At 53.2% G+C, this 21,620-nt stretch carries 15 protein-coding genes and 4 pseudogenes; 7 read left to right on the top strand and 12 right to left on the bottom strand.

What is annotated here, in order from left to right:
- Nucleotides 1-569, bottom strand: a 569-nt coding sequence (locus V3W49_RS21310; protein WP_500147981.1) for a DUF2778 domain-containing protein, incomplete at its 3' end; no start/stop codon positions are given.
- 94 nt (nt 570-663) lie between these two features.
- On the opposite strand from V3W49_RS21310, the pseudogene V3W49_RS21305 reads away from it, so the two are divergent.
- Nucleotides 664-888: pseudogene (locus V3W49_RS21305) on the top strand (transposase); the annotation flags it as partial.
- Between the two features lie 266 nt (nt 889-1,154).
- On the opposite strand, the gene V3W49_RS21300 reads toward V3W49_RS21305, so the two are convergent.
- Nucleotides 1,155-1,670, bottom strand: a complete 516-nt coding sequence (locus V3W49_RS21300; protein ID WP_500147980.1) for a DUF2778 domain-containing protein — start codon at nt 1,668-1,670, stop codon at nt 1,155-1,157.
- A 606-nt stretch (nt 1,671-2,276) separates the two neighbouring features.
- Between V3W49_RS21300 and V3W49_RS21295 the strand changes: the two genes are divergently transcribed.
- A complete protein-coding gene (locus V3W49_RS21295) occupies nt 2,277-2,948 on the top strand; it encodes a hypothetical protein (protein ID WP_500147979.1) in 672 nt (223 codons plus the stop codon).
- Here V3W49_RS21295 and V3W49_RS21290 read toward each other — a convergent pair.
- A complete protein-coding gene (locus V3W49_RS21290) occupies nt 2,942-3,115 on the bottom strand; it encodes a hypothetical protein (RefSeq protein ID WP_500147978.1) in 174 nt (57 codons plus the stop codon). The two genes, V3W49_RS21295 and V3W49_RS21290, sit on opposite strands and share 7 nt — an antisense overlap.
- Before the next feature lie 181 nt (nt 3,116-3,296).
- Here V3W49_RS21290 and V3W49_RS21285 point away from each other — a divergent pair, with 181 nt between their 5' ends.
- On the top strand, nt 3,297-4,433 hold the full coding sequence (locus V3W49_RS21285) for an acyltransferase family protein (RefSeq protein ID WP_500147977.1): 1,137 nt from the start codon (nt 3,297-3,299) through the stop codon (nt 4,431-4,433).
- Nucleotides 4,434-4,493: 60 nt separating this feature from the next.
- Here the strand turns inward: V3W49_RS21285 and V3W49_RS21280 are convergent, their stop codons facing one another.
- The 4 genes from V3W49_RS21280 to cybB form a co-directional block, all read right to left on the bottom strand.
- Entirely contained in the window at nt 4,494-4,676 is a 183-nt protein-coding gene (locus V3W49_RS21280; protein ID WP_500147976.1) for a DUF1869 domain-containing protein, read from the bottom strand.
- 10 nt (nt 4,677-4,686) lie between these two features.
- Complete coding sequence (locus V3W49_RS21275; protein ID WP_500147975.1) at nt 4,687-5,046, bottom strand: TehB family protein; 360 nt, start codon at nt 5,044-5,046, stop codon at nt 4,687-4,689.
- A 154-nt stretch (nt 5,047-5,200) separates the two neighbouring features.
- Nucleotides 5,201-6,364 (bottom strand): alpha/beta hydrolase family protein, encoded by a 1,164-nt coding sequence (locus V3W49_RS21270; protein WP_500147974.1) that lies wholly within the window; start codon nt 6,362-6,364, stop codon nt 5,201-5,203.
- Nucleotides 6,365-6,522: 158 nt separating this feature from the next.
- Nucleotides 6,523-7,059: a cytochrome b561 gene (cybB, locus tag V3W49_RS21265; RefSeq protein WP_500147973.1), complete on the bottom strand. Its 537-nt coding sequence runs from the start codon at nt 7,057-7,059 to the stop codon at nt 6,523-6,525.
- A gap of 175 nt (nt 7,060-7,234) precedes the next feature.
- On the opposite strand from cybB, the gene gap reads away from it, so the two are divergent.
- Nucleotides 7,235-8,236, top strand: a complete 1,002-nt coding sequence (gap, locus tag V3W49_RS21260; RefSeq protein ID WP_500147972.1) for a type I glyceraldehyde-3-phosphate dehydrogenase — start codon at nt 7,235-7,237, stop codon at nt 8,234-8,236.
- Nucleotides 8,237-8,257: 21 nt separating this feature from the next.
- On the opposite strand, the gene V3W49_RS21255 is transcribed toward gap, so the two are convergent.
- The 3 genes and pseudogenes from V3W49_RS21255 to V3W49_RS21245 form a co-directional block, all read right to left on the bottom strand.
- The gene (locus V3W49_RS21255) at nt 8,258-9,139 is read right to left on the bottom strand and encodes a pyridoxamine 5'-phosphate oxidase family protein (protein ID WP_500147971.1); all 882 of its coding nucleotides are present in this window, start codon (nt 9,137-9,139) and stop codon (nt 8,258-8,260) included.
- A gap of 72 nt (nt 9,140-9,211) precedes the next feature.
- Nucleotides 9,212-10,680: pseudogene (aldA, locus tag V3W49_RS21250) on the bottom strand (aldehyde dehydrogenase).
- Nucleotides 10,681-10,890: 210 nt separating this feature from the next.
- Entirely contained in the window at nt 10,891-11,694 is an 804-nt protein-coding gene (locus tag V3W49_RS21245) for a YdcF family protein (protein WP_500147983.1), read from the bottom strand.
- 400 nt (nt 11,695-12,094) lie between these two features.
- On the opposite strand from V3W49_RS21245, the pseudogene V3W49_RS21240 reads away from it, so the two are divergent.
- A pseudogene (locus V3W49_RS21240) lies at nt 12,095-12,484 on the top strand (MFS transporter); the annotation flags it as partial.
- Between the two features lie 198 nt (nt 12,485-12,682).
- Here the strand turns inward: V3W49_RS21240 and V3W49_RS21235 are convergent.
- Both V3W49_RS21235 and V3W49_RS21230 read right to left on the bottom strand, forming a co-directional pair.
- Nucleotides 12,683-15,991, bottom strand: a complete 3,309-nt coding sequence (locus V3W49_RS21235) for an autotransporter outer membrane beta-barrel domain-containing protein (RefSeq protein WP_500147970.1) — start codon at nt 15,989-15,991, stop codon at nt 12,683-12,685.
- A gap of 127 nt (nt 15,992-16,118) precedes the next feature.
- Complete coding sequence (locus tag V3W49_RS21230) at nt 16,119-16,679, bottom strand: recombinase family protein (RefSeq protein ID WP_500147969.1); 561 nt, start codon at nt 16,677-16,679, stop codon at nt 16,119-16,121.
- 163 nt (nt 16,680-16,842) lie between these two features.
- Here V3W49_RS21230 and V3W49_RS21225 point away from each other — a divergent pair, with 163 nt between their 5' ends.
- Both V3W49_RS21225 and V3W49_RS21220 read left to right on the top strand, forming a co-directional pair.
- The gene (locus V3W49_RS21225) at nt 16,843-19,851 is read left to right on the top strand and encodes a Tn3 family transposase (protein WP_500147982.1); all 3,009 of its coding nucleotides are present in this window, start codon (nt 16,843-16,845) and stop codon (nt 19,849-19,851) included.
- Nucleotides 19,852-19,884: 33 nt separating this feature from the next.
- A pseudogene (locus V3W49_RS21220) lies at nt 19,885-20,823 on the top strand (MFS transporter); the annotation flags it as partial.
- Nucleotides 20,824-21,620 lie beyond the last annotated feature (797 nt).

The following is a 21,620-nucleotide window of genomic DNA, read 5'->3' as shown; positions in this document are numbered from 1 at the left end:
AATCGAAGGGTTGGGACATGTGTCATTCCTTTTTGATTGTATATTGACTCGAATGACACAGAATTTCTAACACTCCCTACCTCAATGCTGCCGTATGCCATCAGACTCTTCATGCACGGTACGCGAATTTTCTGTGTTCTCAGTAGAGCGTTACGTAATAGAGCAAAATCTGAATTATGGGGAAGAGTGATGCATCCCTCGGATATTGTTCCTGGGTGTAAGCGAAAGTGACCACGCCAGACGTTTCTGATCCACGTACCGTCATCAATACCGCGATCATCACGATACAGAGCAAACCACTCAAATCGCGTAAACTCAGCCCCCTTGAAAACCTTATTAAATGTATCTTTACCAATCGCTATCGCCTTAGATCCTATCCCTCCGCCATCTGGTCTATCTACCACCCAGTATTTACCCGGAGGAATAGGCCCCTCGTTTGGAATCATCGCGCAACCGCCTCGGTTACGATATGCTCCATCACCGGAGAAGGCCATGAATGTGCCTACACCGTAAATCATGAGAGGGGAGTAATCCGCATCATTGATAACAAACTTTCCCTGTAGTGCCATCTGAATAGCTCCATCGTTTATGGTTTCTAAACTATACAGAGACAAAATAGCCGAGTACACCCCGGAATCTTATGGTTATTAAGGCCAATTTTAATACCCGCAAATCAGCAAAAGCTGGCGTGCGCACTGGAAGAATCTCAATACGTTCTTCGACTACCCGCCCGACATCCGCAAGGCCATCTACACCACGAATGCTATTGAGTCGCTTAACAGCGTGATCCGTGCGGCTATCAAAAAGCGCAAAGTGTTTCCGACAGACGACTCGGTGCGGAAGGTCATTTATATCGAGTTCGATGACCGCCTGAGCGATCACCTTTAATACAGAGGCAGTTACACAGAATTATTTACAGGGTCTTTTTGAAGTAGCGAATCCCCTTCATTACGAGCATGTATGCAATCGTGGTTAATATGAAAATAATCACGATATCAATAAAAGAATATACGGCCTCCACATTCTCCTGCCCCCCCTCGCCAAAAAGCTTATAAGACAATCGGATCGCAGAATCTACGCTAACTAACGAGTAGATATCAAAACTTCTACCGATTGCCATCGATAATATGATAAAAAGTATAGTTTTTAGTACCCTACGGACAAGTACTGCCATTGGCGATCACCTCTATGCTTCCGTATGCCATCAGACTTCTCATACACGGCACTCTGATTTTCTGCGTTCTCAAAAGCGCATTTCTAATCGTTTGAAAGTCAGAACTGTGCGCCAGGGTAATACACCCCAGCGAAAGTTGGCCGGGATGCAGGCGAAAGGCGCCGCGTCTCACACTTTCAAACCAGGTAGTATCATCGATCGTATGGTCATCACGATACAGAGCAAACCAGGCGGAATGATCCGTGGGCACACCATCCCAATACGTACGCTCTATATCGATAGCCCATGAGCGCAACCTGTTTTTCCAGTTCCCCTCTGGACGGTCTACAATCCAGTATTTCCCACAAGGAATTGGCCCTTTATTAGGAATAATTCCACAACCACCACGGTTACGGTATGCCCCATCACCGGAGAAGGCCATGAATGTGCCTACACCGTAAATCATGAGAGGGGAGTAATCCGCATCATTGATAACAAACTTTCCCTGTAGTGCCATCTGAATAGCTCCATCGTTTATGGTTTCTAAACTATACAGAGACAAAATAGCCGAGTACACCCCGGAATCTTATGGTTATTAAGGCCAATTTTAAACTCCTTCCCGACTTATTTATGGCTCCTGGTTGGTATAGGTAAGTGTCTATAGATACTCGTCAACGATACACCGATCACGTCTGCTAAGGCGCAAATAGAATCAATTAGCCGGGTTGTCGGCAACAACACGCCGATCTCTGATATCCGGCATAGCGACATTCTCAGATACAGGAAGGAGTTGCTGCATGGTACAACATTTTACAGTGATGGAGTGAAGCCTAATCGCCAGGCGCGCGCGGTCACGACCGTAGATGATTACATTTCGACATTATGTCAGATCCTGCGCTGTGCTTATCGCAGCAAATTCATCACAGACAAACCGTTTGAGTTTATACCTAAGCTGCAGAAAGACAGAAAGAAACCGGATCCGCTCGAACGGCAGGAATACACGCGTTTGATTATGTCTAACCTGGGCCAGGACAGGAATCTATGGCAATTTGCGATTAATGCCGGCACCCGCCACGGGGAACTACTACACTCAGAAACTCAACGTCGTTAAGGAGATAACAGAATGCACGCGATATCGTTATCTATCGAGAAGAGTAAAAAACAGTTTTTAACACATCCTTTCTTCCATTTTTTAAATAATGACGATCTTCCTGTAGAGCAGCGACTACGGTTTTTACCGCGTCTGTCACACTTTGTGATGAGTTTTAGCGATATCAATAAGTACATTCTGCCGTTTAATTCACCCGACAGCTTTCTGGAACAGGCGGTGAACCGACATGCCGAAGAGGATGCCGGGCACTGGCAGTGGTTTCTGAACGACCTGGACAAAACAGGGTTCAATAAGCAGGCGCCATTCACTGAACATCTGGAGTATCTGTGGTCCGAAAGTATGCAGAACAGCAGGAAGCTTAGCTATGACCTGATCGCCCTTCTGGCTAACCAGCCGGCAAAAATGCGGCTGGTTATGATTGAAGTGATGGAAGCGACCGGTAACGCCATGTTCGACACTCTGTCACGGATCGCTGCGAATCTGAATCCCCCTCTTGAATACTGCGGCACACTGCATTTAAGCCATGAAACCGGACACACGATTGGTAGCGAAGAGGCATTTATCGATGGCGTGACGTTTTCTTCCTCTGAGCGGGAACAGGCTGAGCATATAATTAAGGCTGGCTTCCGGTCATTCGAGAATTTTTTTACTGAATTGCTGGTATCAGGAAATAGTTCTCATTGACTATACACCAGATACTTTAATTTACCCTGGAGAAATTCACCACGTTCGACGCGGCGCTGCGTAAGACGCCGAATACCGCACAGCGCCGCATTACCAGTAGTATCACCGCTTTCCTGACGCTGCAATGGTGTAATAATAATATTTAATACTGGCACCTGTCGCGCCATATTCTTATTTCCCACGAGCAATATTTATTCATGTAATATACCTGTCATTGCTTTATGTAACAGTCTCTTTCCGGGCGCTGACAAAATATGACGTAAATTATCAGAGCGCACCTGGTTATTTGTGAAATATGTTCGTTATAATGATTGCGGTTTTTTATTCATAACAACGTCAGAGAGTTAAATGCAAAAACTCAACTCTTTACAGGCATTACGCGGTTTAGCAGCACTCTTTGTGGTGATATTTCACTACCACTTTCGGCTCGGCGGCCCCGATGAACACGCCCTTGAATACTGGCACTCCATTTTTGGCTGGAGCTTTATCGGGGTGGATATCTTTTTTGTGATTAGCGGTTTTATTATGGTATACACTACCCGCCATCACAGGCCAGGAATAAGCGCGGCGGGGCATTTTCTGCTTAACCGGATGATACGAATTCTGCCTCTGTATTATCTGTTTCTGTTTTTTGCCTTTGTGCTAAATGGCGCCCTGTCACTTTTGAACGATGAGCAAAGCGCCCGTAACCTGGTTAGCGCCCTCACCTTTACGGTCAGCACCATCGCCGTGTCGCCACAGTATATCGATCTGGAGCAGATCTATAACGTGCGCTGGACGCTTAACTATGAACTCTATTTTTATCTGGTGTTCGCCCTGTGTTTGCTGTTTCGCCAGCGCATTTTGCCGCTCATCATCTGGGCCGCGGCAGCTGTGTTTATTATTCCGGTGCTGTTCGGTAATACGCCAACGCTGAATATTCACGGCTACCGGGTAGAGCATGCGCTATGGGGTTTTCTCTCTAATCCGGTGATTCTCGACTTTATCGCGGGCGCGCTGGCGGGCGGAATTTATGCGAAGCTGGAAAGGTTCACCCGGCGGCGCTGGCTGCAGCAGCTGGCACTGGGCGCCGCTCTACTGATGATTGCCGGTATTGTATCGGGCCTGTACACCCGGCATCTGTATCTGCTCAGCCTGCGACTCGGCATCGCCATTGGTATCGCCGTACTACTGCTGGCCATGGCCGAGCCGTTGGTGAAAAAATATATTCCGCGCATTGCCCTGTATGCCGGCAATATTTCGTTCTCACTCTATCTCTGCCACAACACGATCAACTATTTTGTTTTCGATCACGTGGGGAATAAGGCCACATCAATGCCGGCGATTCTGGGCCTGATCGCGCTATGCGTGGCGCTGTCGCTCGCCATTTCCCACTGCGCGTGGAAATATATCGAGGTGGGACTAACCCGCTGGCTGAAAGCGAAACTGAATGCCCCCTCTTCCTCCTGGCAGCATGGCCGCATATCCAGCGAACGAACCGGTTAATAAAGTAAAAAACCGCCTTCATAAAGGCGGTTACTGATTTCCCCACCCGACAGCCGAAGGTTACCAGCCGCAGACGTCGGTTTCTTCTTCCGTGTCATAAGCCCGAACGGTATTCACCAGATCTTTCACCACCTGGGCGCCGACTTCGGGCACCAGCAGGCTGGCAGGCGCTTCAGTTTCATATTCAACGGAAACGCCATTACTGTTATTGGTTACGGTGACCGTGTATGTTGCCTTGCCCATATGATTTACCTTATTTCTGAGAGTTAACGACCTGGCGCAGGCCAGACCCTTTCAGCAACACCTCCGGCGCCACAAAAAAATCGATATTGAAATAAGTATCTTCGGTCAGAATTTCAATGTGGTGCCATTTTTCAGGTGGAAAGACGCCAAAATGGCCAGCTTCAATAATCATTTCACTGTCCGGTTCCGGGCACTCCCCATCAGCGAAGCCATAATACTTAACCGCCCCCTGCATAACCGACAGACGCGGATACACGCCGGGTTGAGTACCACGATCGAGATGACGCTTAAACAGCCCCGCGGGGGCATTATCTTTATTCCAGAATGGCGTGGAACGCGTGTGAATACACTCCTGTGGAATAAGTAGCATAACTTACTTCCTCGTATTTAGCTTAAACGATGCTGTCTCAGTCTTTATTTCACCACGTTCAGGATGGGGCTTTGTTTCAAAAGATGCTTTTAAAATACATCTTATTGATATTGACGCAGGCACCAGCGCTCGCTAATGCCTGCAATAAGGCGGATTATTTCAGATGTTTCAGAACAAAAGGCACCGAATCGCGCAGGGATGGATTCACGGTACCGCTGTGGTCGAGGCCGGGATATTCATGCACTTCGACCTCGGTGCCTGCCAGGCGAACCGCATAGGCGAAACGCTGCTGCATCGCCGTAGGCACATTGATATCGGCATCGCCAATCCCGATAAATACCGGACTATTGATAGTAAGCGTAGGATAGCGCATCGCTTCGCTACTGGCCTCCAGCAGCGCCTGAATCCCAGGTTTCAGGCTGTTCGCCGCATTCAGTTTCTCCTTCATGACCTTCTCAGTGAGCGGCGTAATGCACTGCGTCTTCGCCTCGGCCAGCACGGGCAGCGCCGTCGGCTGGAAATATGTGGACGGTTTTAGTTTCGGCAGTGACTCCGCCGCAGCCAGGTAGATATAAAACACGTAGGGGATCCTGGGATCGCCGCCCTTCGCTGTGGCTTTCTCCTCTATGCCGAATATCTGGGCCGCCGTGGTCTCGGAATCAAAATACGGCGTTCCGGTCAATACCGTCATGCGGATATTCAGCTCCGGGGCGTACTTCGGCTGCCAGCCCGCGCTGGCAAAAGCGGCATGAGCGCCCTGGGACTGCCCCACCAGCACCAGTTGGTTACGCAGCGGGAAGTTTTTCAGTGCGGCCCGCACGCTATCCAGCACGCTCCAGGCCTCCGCCCGGGTATTAAGGTAATGATGTAAACCATCAGATCCCAGACCGGCATAGTCCGGCGCGACAATGGCAAACCCCAGCGACAGCCAGGTATTGAGATACTGGCTGTCGCGAACGGTGCGCGGATTCAGCGACGGAGCGCAACCACTGGCGACGCCGATCGTGCCGTGTGCCCAGACCACTACCGGCCATCCCCCTTTCGGCATCTGCCCTTTGGGGATAAATACGGCGGCGCTGTCCCGACGCGGCGTTTTACCATCCACGCCGCTTACGGAAGGATAGATGATCCGATACTGTTCCGCGGCTTCACTCAATCCATGTTCTGCTGGCAGTACGGATTTTTCAACGGGCGACGGCTGAACCGCTCCCTGGGATTCTACCCCGGCCTGCTGCGCCGCCTGAACTGACGGCGCACCAATCATCAACGCTGCGGCTGGCGCGGCACAACACAGGAATTTCTTAACAACGGCTTTCATATTTCCTCGATGAATAATAAGACGGCGATATTCGCATCTGCGGCAAAAATTGTACGCCGCTAAAATGCAATACGTGAGTAATAGCCCGCAAAGCGCAGCTTAATCCTGGAGAAAGGGTAGTTGATGAAACGGCGCCGGGCACGTCCGGCGCCTGGGGATTACTGACCGTCGCGACGGCGTGGCATCATGCGCAGCAGCGTATTGTCATGCCAGATATAGTGGTGAAACAGCGCCGCAGCGGCGTGTAGGGCAATCACAAAATAGCCGATGTTGGCAATCAGCTCGTGCAGATCTTTCAGGCTCTGGCGACGATCCTCATTCAGTTCAATCGCATGGGGCATAGGGATACCCAGCACGTTCCAGGCCTGGCCTTTGTCATACATGACCAGGAACCCCAGCACCGGCAGCGCCAGAAAAATCAGATACAGCGCGCTGTGGCCCAGATGCGCCAGACCGGTCGCCCAGGCAGGCGGTTTTGGCACAATCGGCGGCGTTGGTCGCGTCGCGCGTAACGCCAGCCGTACTACCATCAGAATCAGCACCAGCAGACCGCTGGCAAAGTGTAACGTCTTAAACACCGGTCGATATTCGCGCGGCGCCAGCCCGCGAAACTCCATGGCGCAATAAGCCACGGCAATCAGCAGCAGCACCAGCCAGTGCAGGCGAATTTGCAGTGAAGAGAATTTATCTTGCATAGATCATCCTTTTTCGTGGATCCCGCCCTAAGATTAACCGGCGGTGCCGAACTTCACATTAAGTTTCACCCACAATCAACAGGTTAATTGATCCCGCATCGAACGCGTTTGCGGCTGTCCGTTACCTGAACTATCACTTAGTGAGTTTAAACAACCTTCGCGCAAGGAGTTACTCATGAGTAATATTGCCATTAACGGTTTTGGACGTATCGGGCGCCTGGTGCTACGCAGGCTGCTTGAAGTATCGGGAAATCATCAGGTTATCGCTATTAACGATCTGACCTCGCCTGAAGTGCTGGCCTACCTGCTGAAGCATGACTCTAACTACGGCCCGTTTCCATGGTCGGTGGAATACAGCGACGATGCTCTGATTGTCGACGGTAACAAGATTGCGGTTTATGCGATTAAAGAGGCGGAAAAACTGCCCTGGGGGGAGCTCGGCGTGGATATTGTGGTGGAAAGCACCGGCTTTTACACCTCGGCGGATAAGGCCCGGGCACATCTCGACGCCGGGGCGAAGAAAGTACTGATTTCCGCCCCCGCAGGCGATATGAAGACCGTGGTGTTTAACGTCAACGACGACACCATGGACGCCAGCGATAAATTGCTCTCGGTCGCGTCCTGCACCACCAACTGCCTGGCGCCGATGGCGAAAGCCCTGCATGACAGCTTCGGAATCAGACTGGGCACCATGACCACCATTCATGCCTATACCGGTACTCAGGCGCTGGTAGACGGCCCGCGTGGTAAAAATCTGCGCGCCTCGCGGGCGGCGGCCGAAAACATCATTCCGCACACCACCGGGGCGGCAAAGGCTATCGGGCTGGTGATCCCGGCTCTGAGCGGCAAACTTAAGGGCCATGCCCAACGGGTGCCGGTAAAAACCGGCTCGGTGACCGAGCTGGTATCGATTCTGGATAAAAAAGTCACGGCGGATGAGGTGAATGCCGCGCTGAAAAAGGCGACCGAAAATAACGAGGCGTTCGGCTATACCGACGAAGAGCTGGTCTCCGGCGATATTATCGGTAGCCACTACGGCTCGGTGTTCGACGCTACCCAGACTGAAGTCACGCAAGCGGGCGAATCGCAGCTGGTGAAAACGGTCGCCTGGTACGATAACGAATATGGCTTCGTCACCCAACTGGTAAGGGTGCTTGATAAATATGCCCGCCTGTAAGGCCGTGAGTTCCCGGCGATATTAAACGTTAAACGGCGACGCCTGAGGTTCCGACCAGCTCAGGCGCGCCGGAAGCGTGCGCCACAACCACTCCCGCACCTCGAATTCCCAGAAATTCTGCTCCAGATGCAGGGTCACATCCCCGGTCAGTTGCAACAGCCGGGAACGACTGAAATCCACAATGCAGATCCCCCCTTTGGGATTCAAAGAAAAATTGCCCAGGGTATTAAACATATTGTTTCCGGGATAATCCGGGATCCGCAAGCGCCGCCCCTGCTCCACCTGAACGAAGCCCGGCGCGCCGCCGCGGTGCGAAACATCGCAACCGCTTTCCGGCCAGTCGGAAGCCACAAACAGCGTATCGCAATGGCGAATCAGCGCCAGCAGCTCTTCGGTCAACCGACTGCCGCGCTGCGGCGAGGCATCGGGCGCCGTCAGGCTGGCATGAACCACCCGCCTCTGCTGAATATACTTCGGACAGTTGCCGTACGCTTCGCTGACAGAAAGCTCCAGATCACCGCGGGTCAGGCTGTTAAGCCGTCCGTTAACCCGCAGCCGCTGGCGGCTGTTAAGATCGATAAACAGCAGTCCCAGCCGTGGATGATGACGCAGATTAGCCCACAGCGGATCGGCGGGATCGCGCTGCGCTTCAGGCAGGTTCAGATTCAGATACTGAGGATGGCCGGCATCGGCAAAGCCAGGCGGCCCCACCAGCAACGAGGCCCAGGGATAGCCGTCACTATCCACGCTGCCTGCCAGCACCATAAACATATGGCCCACGTAGGCCTGGGCCTGACCATAGATTCCGTCGTGGATAGTGGCGCCGCGGCGTGCCGCGGCCTTATCGCCGAGCTTTTTCGCCCGTACCGCCTGTTCGCCTGGATGAAATATGGTATCGCCCATCGCCCTGTCTCCGCCCCTTTTTTATAAAGGTAGCAGAGCTACGCTCCCCTGGCGCGCCGGGGGAGCGATGGGTTAGTCGTGCTGTTGCAGATAGACTACCTGGGTTTGCAGATACTCATGCAGGCCATGCTTACCGTCGGCGCCGCCGATGCCGGACTTGCGCCAGCCCGCGTGGAATCCCTGCATTGCCTCAAAGTTTTCGCGATTAATGTAAGTTTCGCCGAACTTCAGCCGCTTAATCGCTTTCATGGCGGTATTCAGGTCGCGGGTATAGATGGATGAAGTCAGACCGTAATCGCTGTCATTAGCCATGGCGATAGCCTGCTCCAGAGTGTCGAAGGTCGCCACCGGCAGCACCGGGCCAAAGGTCTCTTCGTGCATGATGTCCATGGACTGTTCAACATCCACCAGCAGGGTCGGCGGATAAAAATAGCCTTTGCCCTGCGGAGCTTCACCGCCCAGCGCCAGGCGGGCGCCCTGCGCTACGGCGCGCTGTACCTTCTGCTGCACCCGGTCGAGCGCGGCCTGGTTAATCAAGGGCCCCATGGCGATATCGTCGCGCTGCGCCGGGTCGCCAAACTGTGCCGCCCCCAGCACTTCCTGCATCCGTGCGATAAAGCGCGGATAAATTGCTCTTTGCACGTAGACTCGCTCCGCGCAGTTACACACCTGCCCGGTATTGATGACCCGCGAGTCGGCAATGGCCTTCACCGCCAGCTCCAGATCGGCATCGTCCATCACGATGGCCGGGGCTTTGCCCCCCAGTTCCAGGCAGACTTTGGTGATATTTTTCGCCGCCGCTGCCATAATTTTTTCGCCGCCGCTGCCATAATTTTTTCGCCCGCCGCCACGCTGCCGGTCATACTGACCATCGCCACCTTAGGGTTGCCTGCCAGCTCCTGGCCCACGGTTTCGCCGCGCCCCAGCACCATGCTGAACACGCCGCGCGGCAGTCCGACCTGGTGGACGATCCCGGCAAAAATGGCGGCGTTACCCGGGGTAAATTCACTGGGTTTCACCACAATGGTGTTACCGGTAATCAGTGCCGGAGCGAGTTTGCGGGCGATCAGGAAGAACGGAAAGTTCCATGGCAGAATACCGGTGGTCACCCCCAGCGCCCGTTTAAAGACCAGAATATTTTCCCCGGGGCGGTCGCTCTGCACGATCTCCCCTTCATAGCGTCTGGCCCACTCCGCCATATACTCCATATAGTCGGCAGTGAAGGCGACTTCAACCGCAGCGAGCTGCTGCGTTTTGCCCCCCTCCGCCACGATGACCCGGGCTATCTCGTCGGCCCGCTCGCGAATACCCGCGGCAATCTTGCGCAGCCAGCCCGCACGTTCAATGGCGGGCAACGCTTCCCATTGCGGCTGGGCGCGTTCGGCGGCTTCGATAGCGCGGCGGGCGTCATCGGCCGTGCCGTCGGGGATACGGGCAATAATCTCTTCGGTCGACGGATTAATCACATCCATCCAGTCACTGCCCTGACCATTCTGGAATTCGCCATCGATATACATTTGATAAGTAACGGGGGCTGTCATCGCCGCTCTCCTTTTGCAATTTGTAAATGATAGTGAGGAGCAAAGTGATTTTATTGTTAAAAATTAAGGATTCAGGTGAACAAAAGGCAGAACGGGAGAGAAATTTGTGACCACCATCGAAGAAAATAGCGCGAAACGGTCATAACGACCTGTCAGGCGCGGAAAAAAAATGACCGTTTGCGCCAGAAGGTCGTCAAACGGTCATTATCGTTACAGCATTGAACGCTGACGCAGCAGGCCGGTCAGTCTATCGTCGTCAACCATGTGCTGCCAGGCCGCCTCCACCTGGGGCGGAATATCGACATGTTCGATAAAATCCCGCCCCCTGGGGCCGTAGCCCTGCTCGTCGTCACGCAGGCGCGGAATCTCCCCCAGCAACAATGCCAGATAGCGTTCCGGCGGCCACAGACCATCGCTGTTGCCGGCGTAGCTCAGACTGCGTTTGCCGTTAACCACTTCGGGGACGAAACCGGGATAGCCTATCCAGCGCGGCGCCGTCGCCTCAGCGCGCCAGACTCTGGCGAAAGTCGCCACCGTACGCCGCATCATGGTCGGATCCTGAACCAGAATCGCGCTTTCGGGGTTAATGCCGCTTTGCGCCATCAGTTCCCGGGTGTACTGCGCATTTTCACCGCAGTTGGTGGAGCGAGTCTCGGTATACAGCCGCTCTTGCGGCATATTCCAGAATTCCCGGGCGATATCCGCCAGAATGGCCGCTTCCGGACGCCCAGTGGTGGGAATGGAGTTATAGCGGGGATGCTGCGCAATCGCCGAATAAAGGAACGTGGTCGAATGGCCGATGCCGCCGCTGAGTACCAGCGGCAGAGAGCTTCCGGCGGCCAGCCGACAGGCGGCGTCAATAGCTGGAATCGCCGCGTTGCCAGCCAGGACGATCGCCCCGGCCCTCCCGACATTCGGTTCAGCGCTATAGTCATCCTGCGCCAGCCAGCGACCCAGAGTGTTGACCGCGTTCAGCGTTTCCCCGTCAAGTGTGGGAAAAGTCGTTATCATTATCATCACTCCTTACGTCAAAACCAGGCGCCATAGTAACGCCGGACGTAACGGCATTCGCAGAGATGAATCCTAAACCGCAGGTAAATTTTTGACGGCTTCCGCACAAAATTTTCATCAGACAGAAATAACCAGAAACATCCAAAAATTGCCCGGTTGCACCCTGATAACAGACCAGACCAGAGGCTGTTTTTTATCTTTTTATGCGGTTTCCTGCTGAAAATCCGGGATAAAAAACCCTTTCACAGGGCAGTTTTTGGGGTTTCCATCAGGATATCTTCTTGCCAAATATTACACAAAACCCCAGGCTGATTAACAAATTAACAACCTTAACATCCACTGCGGTTGCACCCAATTTGGCGATTCGGTGTCACTTGCGGATCTCGCCTGCGAGGAAAAAACGATGACAGCCCATGATAGCAGCGCCGCCATTCTGCGCAAAAACAGGAAGGTACTTATCGCCAGTCTGACTGGCAGCTCCATTGAGTGGTTCGACTATTTTCTGTATGGCACTGCGGCCGCGCTGGTGTTTAACAAGATTTTCTTCCCGATGGTAGACCCGGTCATCGGGCTGATGCTTTCCTGGCTCTCATTCTCCCTGACCTTTTTTATTCGCCCTGTTGGCGGCGTGCTGTTCGCTCATATCGGCGATCGCATCGGGCGTAAAAAGACGCTGGTACTGACCCTTTCGCTGATGGGGGGCGCCACGGTGGCAATCGGGCTGCTGCCCAGCTATGAAAGCATCGGCATGTGGGCCCCGGCGCTACTGATTCTGATGCGGGTGATCCAGGGGCCTGACGCTCAGTGGAACGAAAACTCACGTTAAGAGGTTTGGCTGGGAGAAAGGATAAAGAAACTCTAAGACCTACTTGAACACAACACAGATTCGCGCGACTGTCTTAAAGGTCAAACCTTTTGGAATTACCCGGCAAAGCCGGGGAAGCGGTGGATTTAATTACGGCCAGCCGTATTATATTTTCATCCTCAGATATCAGAAACGCCAGGTGGCTGAAAGATTACCTGCGATCGCGTCATAGCCAGAACGAAACATTTCGCTTTCAACCCCGATGCCCAATTCGACATCAGTGTTGATTTTATAGCTCATTCCTGCCTTAACCCCCAGTGCGTCACGGCCAGTAACCTGATTCCTGGAACTAAACGATGTGCTGTGATAGTTGGCGAAAGAGGCTTGTTGCTCTACATTGCCATCCAGAAGTTCGTGATCCCAGGTAAGCTGCAGCTCAGCTGCGATCGACGCCCCTGAAGCGAGCGGTACATTCCAGTTACTATTTACCCCGATACTTGATCTCAGAGAATCGAAGGTCTCCGAACCCAGCATCAGTCGGCTGCCGTCATTGCCGCTTTCCTTCACGGCAGGACGATGTAATGTGGTGTAATTTAATGACGTTACCGGTCCGGCGTTCATATTATCATTCAGCGCCCAACGATACCCCCCGCCGGCCGTAACAGAGCCTGTCAGTCCGGTCCAGGTGGCATGGTGATTTGCTCCGTAAGTTTCTACATGAATGTTTCTATCCATCCAGCTGTCTTCAATACCCAATCGGCCAGTGCCGAATAAATACATCCCTTCGAACCTTTCAGCGCCGTAACGGGCATGAACACCCAGATCGAAAGCAGTGGTTTTCCCGGTCGCGGTTTCTGGTGATTTCACCGTCACCGACTGGCCGCTGACCGCACCATGAAAACCATAAATCCAGTTGTAATTCTGGTCGTTTTGTTTTTCAGCACCGAACACCATGCCATAACTGCTGGCGTCGTACCCTACACTGTCCCCCTGGCGCTGTTGCCAGAAGCCGCCGCCAAAGGGGATGGCAAAGCTGCGCCATTCGCCTTCCGCCAGTTGTTTAGGCATTAAAGCAGGCTTAGGCCCGCCAATGATCCGCGCTATCTGTTGTTCACGTTGAAGGGAACTTGCGAACATGGCGCTGTAGGCGCCCGCAGAAAGCTGCGGCAAGGCATGGCTGATACTCCCGCCATCAGCGGCTGAGAAATCCAGAGTACGGTACAGCGGTTGTATATCCGGCTTAGCATCTGCCACAATTTTATCCAGCGCCTGCCCTACCTGCCGCGCATTGGCGTCTTGCGCATACTGGCTGTACGCGTTTGAAGCGCGCAGCATTGAGAGCTGCCAGCCATTATTTCCCTGAGGCGTTGTCTGCAGCGTTAGCGTGGGAGAGCGGAGCACGCTGTTCACCGCACTGAACTTGCCGCTGTAAGAGTCTGTTTTTAGCAAATCTCGCGAATTCAGACGCCAGTTTGTTGCGTACCAGTCCGGCTGCGGTGCAAACGTCAGTTGACCGTCAAATTGTGCGTGGCCGTCCACTCGCAAAGTATCATGCCTGCCGCGCCCGTCGACTTCCAACACCAACTGCCCGGTATCCCCCTGCTGATAAGCACCTGAGATATTGATTTGCCCAAGTGAATTACCCGGCGCAAGGATCCCGTTATTTACAAAGCGGCCTTCCTCATTAAGGGTGTAGCTGCCGTTGCCGGATAGGGTGGCACCTGGCGAGATATTCATGCTGTAAATCTGAAAATTGCCATTTAGCGAGGTTTTCCCTCCGTGCGCGTCCAGTGCCAGATTATTGATACCTTCAATGTTTCCGCGGTAAGTAAAGCTGAAATCAGAATCGGCGGCTTCCGTCGCCTGCCCATCCGCACTGGCCTTCCGACCGAAGGTAAGCTGTGTTAACCGCTGTTGGCCATAGGCGTCCCGCTGAGCGTAGTCCGAATAAATATCACCTTCCAGCCTGGCACCCGATAATATATTTATATTACCGACCAGCGAATTCGGTGAAATATAAATCGCCGCGCCTTTACCGGCAACACGTCCGCTGATGTCGGCATTATCCACCAGGGCTCCCTGCAGCTCGGGTAATAATGTATCGTAATATCCGTCCACGATATGAAGCCAGGATCCACGATAGTCCACTTCGTTACCCAGCAGGTTATTGCCAAAATCAAAACTGATAGCGACGCCACTGGCGCCCAGTGCCTGAACATCGCCGCGTTGAGTAAGGTTGTGCTCTTTACCGTAGGCAAACATCACCCCACGGCCATTTACGCCATCGGCGTATACCCGTATTCCAGGTTCGATGCTCAGGGCGTTATTTTGCCCATCTATACGGATACCCGCGCCGCCGGCCCCTGATGTCAACAGGTCCGCTTGCTGAAAAATATGGTTATTACTGCCATATACATGCAGGCCAACCCCCAGATTAGCGGTATTATATTGCCCGGCCAGATAGCCATCTGCCTGCTGATTACGCTGAAAATATCCATTGCGGTTAAGAAGAGTTTGCCCGTTGCCATACAGCGAAAAACCGAAAAAGTTACGTCGGTCAATCTGATACCCCATGTCCTGCAGCAACGCCAGTTCCGCTTCCATAAAAGTTGTGTAATTGCGGTAGTTTTGGTGGCTCATCATGCTGTTCTTCAGCTCTATATGGCTCATGTAATTATCATCGACCGAACCGTCGTCTCCCAACATTTTCACCGGTACGCCAGGCATGGCACCTGCGAGCACTTCATCTACCTGTCTACCGGTGAAATAGCCTTTATCGAGCCGTACATCAAAGCCTTGCGGATCCCATTGGTTATTGCATCCATTACACAGTATTACCTGCCCTGGCCGGGCAGGATTGCCATGATCATCCCGTAGATGGCTGGTCCAGGAGCCAAAAGGCTGAGTATCGAAGGCCGGGGTGAATGTACCGCTACCCTGCAGGTCGGTAACCATATTGGAGATGCCCAGGCCATGGGCCAGCTCATGAACAGCGACGCTGACCAAATCCGTCTTTCCGGTACGCGGCAATTGCGCAGGCACATAGGGAATGTCGTCAAAATCCAGTTTGCCCATGATGAATTGGGCATGAGAGCCGAAGGTCAGCTCTCCGGTATCAATGCCGTTCAACGCTCCCTGCAACTGCGTCAGACTTATAATGCCAGCGGTAACTGAATCGCTGGAACCAGCGGCATTCTCGTCATTAAACGTACCGACATTGATAATGGCGGGCAATTGCCCTGGTCTGGGGGTGATAACTTCAGCCCAGTAACGCATGGCATCGAGTATTTTTTCTTTCTGCTGCTGACCCAGATCCCAGGTTGACTCAAAAGGTTGCGGCCAATCAGGCATAAACGGGCCGTCGCCAACATCAAAGAAACGCACCTGAAATACAGCAATATTTTGCGGGCTATAGACCAGATAGCTTTCTCCGGCATATGAATTATTACTGGCTAATAAACCGGTTAACGCAGCCGTCATGAAAAGCTTTTTCATATCAACCATCCTTGTGTGAAAGAAAGTAATTTCCTACGTCAATATAACTTCATATCTGACCTCAATAAATCACAAACAAATATAATAACTATCAATACGACTTGATAATTTATAAAAACAGGTGACTTTACGCTGCGACAGTCTCGTCTTCCAGTATTTTATAAACCGTGGAACGGGCAATGCTGAGCTGCCTGGCTATTTCCGTTGCACCATTACCTTTCTGGTAAAGCGCCAGCACGACGTTCCTGTCCACGGTGCGCTTGCGTCCAAATTTGATACCTTTCAGCCTGGCTTCCTGACGGCCTTCATTGGTGCGTTCCAGTATTCGGCAGCGCTCGGCCTGTGCAACGGCGGACAGGATAGTAACCACCATTTTTCCCATTTCCCCGTCAGTGCTGATCCCGTCATCAATAAACCGGACAGCTACACCCTGGGCGTCAAATTCTTTTATCAGCTGGATCATATCTGCGGTATCGCGGCCTAGACGGTCAAGTTTCTTCACCAGAATGACGTCGCCTTCCTCCACCTTCATACGCAGCAGATCCAGTCCTTCCCGATCGGTTGAACTACCGGATGCCTTATCGGTAAAGATGCGGTTAGCTTTTACCCCTGCATCTTTGAGCGCTCTGATTTGAATATCGAGAGACTGTTGACTGGTTGATACTCGTGCGTAACCAAAAAGTCGCATGGAAATGTATCCTAAATCAAATATCGGACAACCTGTGTCTGTTATAACAAAAAATCGATTTAATAGACACAAAAACGACACTGTTTTCATGTGTCTGGTAATTTATAATATTTCGGACGGTTGCAAAAATGTTACTAAATGCCCGTCAGGCAGGGAGGCCGATATGCCCGTTGATTTTCTGACCACTGAGCAGACTGAAAGCTATGGCCGATTCACCGGTGAACCAGATGAGCTTCAGTTGGCACGATATTTTCACCTTGATGAAGCAGACAAGGAATTTATCGGAAAAAGCAGAGGTGATCACAATCGTCTGGGCATTGCTCTGCAAATTGGATGCGTCCGTTTTCTGGGCACCTTCCTCACCGATATGAATCATATCCCTTCCGGCGTCCGGCATTTTATCGCCAGACAGCTCGCCATCCATGATATCACCGTGCTGGCAGAATACGGCCAGAGAGAAAATACCCGTCGTGAGCATGCCGCGCTGATACGTCAGCATTATGATTATCGCGAATTTGCCTGGCCCTGGACTTTTCGTCTTACCCGTCTTTTATATACCCGGAGCTGGATAAGCAACGAACGTCCGGGGCTGCTTTTCGACCTGGCGACAGGATGGCTGATGCAGCACAGGATTATTCTCCCCGGCACGACTACGCTGACCCGACTGATTTCAGAGGTAAGGGAAAAGGCAACGCTGCGCCTGTGGAACAGGCTGGCAATGATTCCGTCTGCCGTGCAGCGTTCGCAACTGGAGACGCTGCTGGGACCCGCTGATTCCGGCCGCCTGTCTTTGCTGGAATCACTGAAGAAAGGCCCGGTCACCATCAGCGGCCCGGCGTTTAATGAAGCAATTGATCGCTGGAAAACGCTGAGCGATTTTGGCCTTCATATTGATAATCTGAGTGCGATCCCGGCTGTACGTCTGAAAAATCTCGCTCGTTATGCGGGAATGACTTCGGTGTTCAATATCGCCAGGATGGCCCCGCAGAAAAGGACAGCGATACTGGTTGCCTTTGTCCTTGCATGGGAGACGCTGGCGTTGGATGATGCACTGGACGTTCTGGATGCCATGCTGGCTGTTATTATCCGTGACGCCAGAAAGATTGGGCAGAAAAAACGGCTCCGATCGCTGAAGGATCTGGATAAATCAGCACTGGCGCTCGCCAGCGCATGTTCGTACCTGCTGAAAGAGGAAACGCCGGACGAATCAATCCGGGCTGAGGTGTTCAGCCACATCCCCAGGCAAAAACTGGCCGACATCATCGCACTTGTCCGCGGAATTGCCCGCCCCTCAGACGATAACTTTCATGATGAAATGGTGGAGCAGTACGGACGGGTTCGTCGTTTCCTGCCCCGTCTGCTGAATACCGTTAAATTTTCAGCAGCTCCCGCCGGGAGCACCACCCTGAATGCTTGCGATTACCTCAGCCGCGAGTTTAGCTCACGGCGGCAGTATTTTGATGATGCACCAACGGAAATCATTAGCCGTCCATGGAAACGACTGGTGGTTAATAAGGAAAAACATATCACCCGAAGGGGATACACGCTGTGCTTTCTCAGTAAACTGCAGGACAGCCTGAGGCGGCGGGATGTCTACGTCACCGGCAGTAGCCGGTGGGGAGATCCCCGCGAAAAATTACTACAGGGTGCAGACTGGCAGGCAAACCGGATTAAAGTTTATCGTTCTCTGGGTCACCCGATGAATCCACAGGACGCAATAAAATCGCTGGGTCTTCAGCTGGACTCCTGTTACAGGCAGGTTGCCGCACGCCTTGGCGAAAACGAAGCGGTCCAGCTTGATATTTCAGGCCCAAAGCCCAGGCTGACAATTTCTCCCCTCGCCAGTCTTGACGAGCCGGACAGTCTGAAGCGACTGAGCAAACAGGTCAGTGATTTGCTCCCGACTGTGGATTTGACAGAGCTGTTGCTCGAAATCAATGCCCATACCGGATTTGCTGATGAGTTTTTCCACGCCAGCGAAGCCAGCGCCAGGGTTGACGATCTGCCCGTCAGCATCAGCGCCGTACTGATGGCCGAGGCCTGCAATATCGGTCTGGAACCCCTGATACGGTCAAATATTCCTGCCCTGACCCGACACCGGCTGAACTGGACAAAAGCAAACTACCTGCGGGCTGAAACTATCACCAGTGCAAATGCCAGGCTCGTTGATTTTCAGGCAACGCTGCCACTGGCACAGGTCTGGGGTGGTGGTGGAGAAGTGGCCTCTGCAGACGGAATGCGATTTGTTACGCCAGTCAGAACAATCAATGCCGGACCGAACCGCAAATACTTTGGCCATAATAGGGGGATCACCTGGTACAACTTTATATCCGATCAGTATTCCGGTTTTCATAGCATCGTCATACCGGGGACACTGAGGGACTCAATCTTTGTGCTGGAAGGCCTTCTGGAACAGGAGACCGGGCTAAATCCCTCCGAAGTTATGACTGATACCGCAGGGGCCAGCGATCTTGTCTTTGGCCTTTTCTGGCTGCTGGGGTACCAGTTTTCCCCGCGCCTGGCTGATGCCGGAGCTTCGGTTTTCTGGCGCATGGACAATGACGCCGATTATGGCGTACTGAATGATATTGCCAGAGGGCAGTCAGATCCCCGAAAAATAGTCCTTCAGTGGGACGAAATGATCCGGGCCGCAGGCTCCCTGAAGTTGGGCAAGGTGCAGGCTTCGGTGCTGGTTCGCTCGTTACTGAAGAGTGAGCGCCCTTCCGGACTGACTCAGGCGATCATTGAAGTGGGGCGCATTAACAAAACGCTGTATCTGCTTAATTATATTGATGATGAAGATTACCGAAGACGCATTCTGACCCAGCTTAACCGGGGAGAAAGCCGCCATGCGGTTGCCAGAGCGATCTGCCACGGACAGAAAGGGGAGATAAGAAAGCGATATACCGACGGTCAGGAAGATCAACTGGGAGCACTGGGCCTGGTGACTAACGCCGTCGTATTATGGAACACTATTTATATGCAGGCTGCCCTGGATCATCTTCGGGAACAGGGTGAAACCGTGAATGATGAAGATATCGCACGTCTATCACCACTTTGCCACGGACACATCAATATGCTCGGCCATTATTCCTTCACACTGGCAGAACTGGTGACAAAAGGACATTTGCGGCCATTAAAAGAGGCGTCAGAGGAAGAAAACATTGCTTAACGTGAGTTTTCGTTCCACTGAGCGTCAGACCCCATCCAGGGGCTGGGCATTGGCGGCGAATGGGGAGGCGCCCTGCTGCTGGCCTATGAATATGCGCCGGAAAAGCGCAAAGGCTTTTTTGGCAGCATTCCCCAGGCGGGAGTGACTATCGGGATGCTGATGGCAACTTTTATCGTTTCGCTGATGACGATGTTTAACGAAGCGCAGTTCCTGAGCTGGGGCTGGCGTATTCCGTTCCTGATGAGTTCGGTACTGGTGATTCTGGGACTGTGGATCCGTAAGGATATCGACGAAACCCCGGACTTTAAGAACCTGAAGCGCAGCGGCCAGGTCAGTAAAGCACCGCTGCGCGTCACCCTGCAACACCACTGGCGCGAAGTGCTGATTGCCGCAGGGCTTAAAGTGGTGGAAACCGCCCCCTTCTATATTTTTTCAACCTTTGTGGTCAGTTACGCCACCAGCACCCTGAGCTACCAGAAATCCCAGGCGCTGGAATCGGTCACCCTGGGGGCGCTGATTGCCACTATCATGATCCCGCTAATGGGGCTGCTTTCCGACAAGATAGGCCGTAAGCGCACCTATACCACCGGCGTGGTGCTGATGGGGTTATTTATCGTTCCCTGGTTTATGCTGCTGGATACCGGCACTACCTGGGGGATTATGCTGGCGACGGTGATTGCTTTCGGCATCCTTTGGGCACCGGTCACGGCGGTGCTTGGCACCCTGTGTTCAGAGATTTTCCACGCCAGCGTGCGCTACACCGGCATCACCCTGGGCTACCAGTTGGGTGCCGCACTGGCTGGCGGCACCGCGCCGCTTATCGCGACAGGACTGCTGGCCAGCTCCGGTGGTGACTGGACTCCGGTGGCCTGGTATATGGCGGTCACCGTGGTGATATCGCTGCTGGCTATCTTCTTCGCCACCCGCCAGCGCGCGCCCCGGGCGCCGGACGGTCAGACTCATCTTTCCTGATAATCAGAGGAAGTATCTGGCAGATTAAATTCCGGTAACCAGCAGGCCCAGAGCCGCAATAATCTCGTGAGGGTGACAGGCGGCTACGGCGCCCTGTTTCAGAATCAAAGCGGCGGAATATGTCGATGCGGCGGGCTGTTCCGTTCATTGCCGGGAAACTCCCTCTCCCTTCAGGGTGTAAGTTCCGGCGTGAGGGTGACAGGCAGCTTCGGCGCCCGGTTTCAGAACAGAAGCGGCGGAATATGTCGATGTGGTGGGCTGTTCCGTTCATTGCCGGGAAACTCCCTCTCCCTTCAGGGTGTACGTTCCGGCGTGAGGGTGATAGACGGCTCCGGCGCCCTGTTTCAGAACAGAAGCGGCAGAATATGATGATGCGGTGGGCTGTTCCGCTCATTGCCGGGAAACTCCCTCTCCCGTTTCGGGAGAGGGCCGGGGTGAGGGTGACAGGCAGCTTCGGCGCCCGGTTTCAGAATAAAAGCGGCAGAATATGATGATGCGGCGGGCTGTTCCGCTCATTGCCGGGAAACTCCCTCTCCCGTTTCGGGAGAGGGCCGGGGTGAGGGTGACAGGCAACTCCGGCGCCCGGTTTCAGAACAAAACCGGCAGAATATAATGATGCGGCGGCTGTTCCGTTCACTTTGCGTCACTGCTTCTCTGTTAATCCACCACGGGTGAACGGGCCAGGGGGCTCAGTCGCCGCTCCCCTGGCGACCCTGGCTTCCCGGCGGTAAAAAACGCCCTTCGGGGCCCCTTCGCTTATCACTCCGGGCTTTTCGGAACGGGCAAGAGTCGCCATC

The organism is Rosenbergiella sp. YN46 (assembly GCF_036620675.1).
Classification (GTDB): Bacteria; Pseudomonadota; Gammaproteobacteria; order Enterobacterales; family Enterobacteriaceae; genus Jejubacter.
This window is presented reverse-complemented; position numbering and strand designations above follow the sequence as displayed.